Genomic DNA, 2,593 nt, shown 5'->3' on the forward strand with positions numbered 1-2,593 from the left:
GGCCGTGCTCGTTGGTTGCGATCTGGCGCGCAAGGAGGTCGGCATTCGATTGGTTCTGTGCGGCCTGCACGGCGGCGACCTCGCGCGACACATACGGGTCTGTGCGCACGTACGTGAGGCCCAACTGGATCGAGGTGTGTTCCAGGCGGCGCTTCCATTCAGTGCGCAGGTGCCGCTTCCACCACGCCTCATCGGCCGCGCGTCTGATGCGCTCCTCGTCCGTGTCGCCGGCCGGCGGCGCGATGCCACGGCGCGCGCACAGCTCGTCGACGGCGGCCAGAATGGCGTCCGTCGTCATCAGCTGGTAGCAGAATTCGGAGACGGCGCGTACAGCCTTTTCCGCCGCCACGGCGATATCGCGATCCGTCGTCATGCGGCCCTTGTCGTCGGCCAGCGGCACGCGCTCCACGTCGGCCATCAGATCGCGGATCAGGTCCAGCTTGCCGCGATGCTTGGTGCGGCCCTCGCGCACAAACACGGCCTCCATAGCACGCGCCATGCGCTTCGGGATGCCCCAGCCGACAGCGCGCATCAGTGCGCCTTTCCGTGCGTGGCCGGCATGGCGCCGCCCTGCATGCACTTTTGAATCTGGCCGAGGTCGGCCAACAGCTTTTGCAGCGCGATCCACACGAGCCCGCGCTCGAGCGCGTCGAATTTGTTCAGGGAGTCGTCGGCACGTGCCTTAGGCAGGCCGGCGGACAGCACCGCCACCATGCGAGCGCCTATAGGCGCGTTCAGCCACACGGCCGCGCGCATGGCCTCGATGTCGGACGGCCGGGCTACGATGGCGCGCAACGCCATGATCCTTTCTTGGCGCACGTCCTCAGGAACGGCGCAGACGGCCTCACAGGCGGCCGTGAAGTCCGCGAGGTAGGCAGACGTGGAAATCTCCAGCGGCGAGCGCTGGGGGCCGGCAGCGGCCGCCAGCGCGGCCAGTTCGACGCGTTCGGCTTTCATTCACAGCCCCACTGCGATGCCATCGCGGCSGCTATCCCTTCATACGTCCGCGAACGCTCCTTCCAGCGATCCGGGGTTGGCGGCATCTTATGCACCCGCGCCTCGCGGCCCTCAACGATGTTCGTCGGCTGGAGCTTCGGCAAGCCCTCAAGCCACAGGCAGGTTGCCTTCGTCTCGCCGTGTCCGAACTGCCACGGCTGAATTACCTGATCCGGCCTGCGAATCTTTGACGATATGACAGAAATCGGATTCTCCAGCGCCTTGCGCTGGATCGGCGCAGCCATCAGCCGGCGCACGAAGTCGAGCGCGCGGCCCTGACGCCCGTCCGCGATCTTCGCGGCAAAGTGACGCGCACCGCTCACTGCCAGGTCGGTGCACGGCGGGTGCGCGATCATCAGGTCCCAGCCATCCCCTATGATGTCAAACACGTCGCCCTGGTAGTGCGGCCCGGCTACCTCGGTAGGCAGTAGGTCGCAACTCACGGCCTCATGGCCAAGCGCACGGAACGCATCACGAACGCGGCCGCTGTATTCGCAAGCGACGAGGACTCGCATCACAGGGCCTCCAAACGCTTGAACAGGGCGTCAGCGGCATCGGCCTGCGCGTTCCAGTAGCCGATAATTTGTGCTTCTGATGCCAGAGCGCCGTTGGTACGCGCCAGTTGCGCGCACTTCCAGACATAGAGCTTCGCGGCGCTCCAATCGTCCTCCGAAATTGAGACGATTTTGTAACCTTGTGTTTCAGACATGACGGCCCCCAAGGCATGTTCCCAAGGCAGAAAAGCCGCGCGGACGTGGGTTGCAAGCCCGGTTCGCCTTGGGAGCGGAAGAATTTTCCGCGCGGCATGTGCGGATTCTAGTCCATAAATTCTGGACTAGTCCATAACTTCGTGACTGGTTGCGCGTCTCTGGACTATGGACTACGCTACGGCCAATCGCTCGGGCACGAGTGAAGTTCCTTGGGAGAAATTATGAAAACGTCCGAATACCTTGATCTGGTGCGCCAGCGCGCCGGGGTTCCGTCCGATTACGCGCTGCAAAAGCCGCTTGGACTGTCGAAACAACAACTCAGCCGCTACCGGAATGACCTCGACGTGTTTAGCGACGAGATCGCGATCCGCGTTGCGCAGGTCTGCGATATGTCGCCAGAGCGGGTCTTGCTCGACATGCACATGGAGCGTTCGAAGTCGCCCGAGGTCCGGGCAGTGTGGGCGACGCTCATGTCGAAAATGGAAAAAATTTCCGCGTCTTTTAATACCCTCCTGTCAGGAAGCTGGTCGGGTGTGGAGCGCCGTCGAGACCACGTCTCCCGGTTAGCGCACGCTCGCTGACAGGTAGTAAACCCAGCCCCAAAATAATATAGATTATGCGAAGGACAGGTAGTTTATACGGTGTTGCGCCTCAAGTGCTCCAGCTCTCGGAAGTAATCTTGTTATATTTTTGGAAGTAAATCTGTTAGATAGGCCTGCTCGCATCTTCCTAACAAATTCACTTCTGACCTGGCGCGGCGGATCTGGAACTCAGTCAGCTTATATGTTCCGGGTTACCTGCCGGAATGGGAACTGGAGGCAACCCTAGCGTGTCATCGTTCGGTCCCGCCATCAGTCTACTGTGCAACGCAAACATATAGAGGCTGT

Annotated in this window: 4 protein-coding genes and 1 pseudogene; 1 reads left to right on the top strand and 4 read right to left on the bottom strand. The window is 61.7% G+C overall.

Features of this window, described 5'->3' with window-relative positions:
• From AC1DYX_RS30245 to AC1DYX_RS30260, 4 genes and pseudogenes are all read right to left on the bottom strand, one after another.
• Positions 1–532, bottom strand: a pseudogene (locus AC1DYX_RS30245) (hypothetical protein); the annotation flags it as partial.
• Positions 532–957, bottom strand: coding sequence for a hypothetical protein (locus AC1DYX_RS30250; RefSeq protein WP_477265785.1), 426 nt, complete (start codon positions 955–957; stop codon positions 532–534). The gene AC1DYX_RS30250 and the pseudogene AC1DYX_RS30245, both read right to left, overlap by 1 nt.
• Complete coding sequence (locus AC1DYX_RS30255) at positions 954–1,511, bottom strand: DNA cytosine methyltransferase (RefSeq protein ID WP_477265787.1); 558 nt, start codon at positions 1,509–1,511, stop codon at positions 954–956. The genes AC1DYX_RS30250 and AC1DYX_RS30255 overlap by 4 nt, the downstream gene beginning before the upstream one ends.
• Positions 1,511–1,705 carry a hypothetical protein gene (locus tag AC1DYX_RS30260; RefSeq protein WP_477265789.1) on the bottom strand — a complete coding sequence of 65 codons (195 nt, stop codon included), beginning with the start codon at positions 1,703–1,705 and terminating at the stop codon, positions 1,511–1,513. The genes AC1DYX_RS30255 and AC1DYX_RS30260 overlap by 1 nt, the downstream gene beginning before the upstream one ends.
• A 222-nt stretch (positions 1,706–1,927) precedes the next feature.
• Between AC1DYX_RS30260 and AC1DYX_RS30265 the strand changes: the two genes are divergently transcribed.
• Positions 1,928–2,287: a hypothetical protein gene (locus AC1DYX_RS30265; protein WP_477265791.1), complete on the top strand. Its 360-nt coding sequence runs from the start codon at positions 1,928–1,930 to the stop codon at positions 2,285–2,287.
• Positions 2,288–2,593: the final 306 nt, after the last annotated feature.

Source organism: Massilia sp. P2_C2, from assembly GCF_056404615.1.

Excerpts from the sequence above, each read along its gene's own strand:
- AC1DYX_RS30260 (WP_477265789.1), bottom strand. The coding sequence starts at position 1,705 with ATGTCTGAAACACAAGGTTACAAAATCGTCTCAATTTCGGAGGACGAT.
- AC1DYX_RS30250 (WP_477265785.1), bottom strand. The coding sequence starts at position 957 with ATGAAAGCCGAACGCGTCGAACTGGCCGCGCTGGCGGCCGCTGCCGGC.
- AC1DYX_RS30265 (WP_477265791.1), top strand. The coding sequence starts at position 1,928 with ATGAAAACGTCCGAATACCTTGATCTGGTGCGCCAGCGCGCCGGGGTT.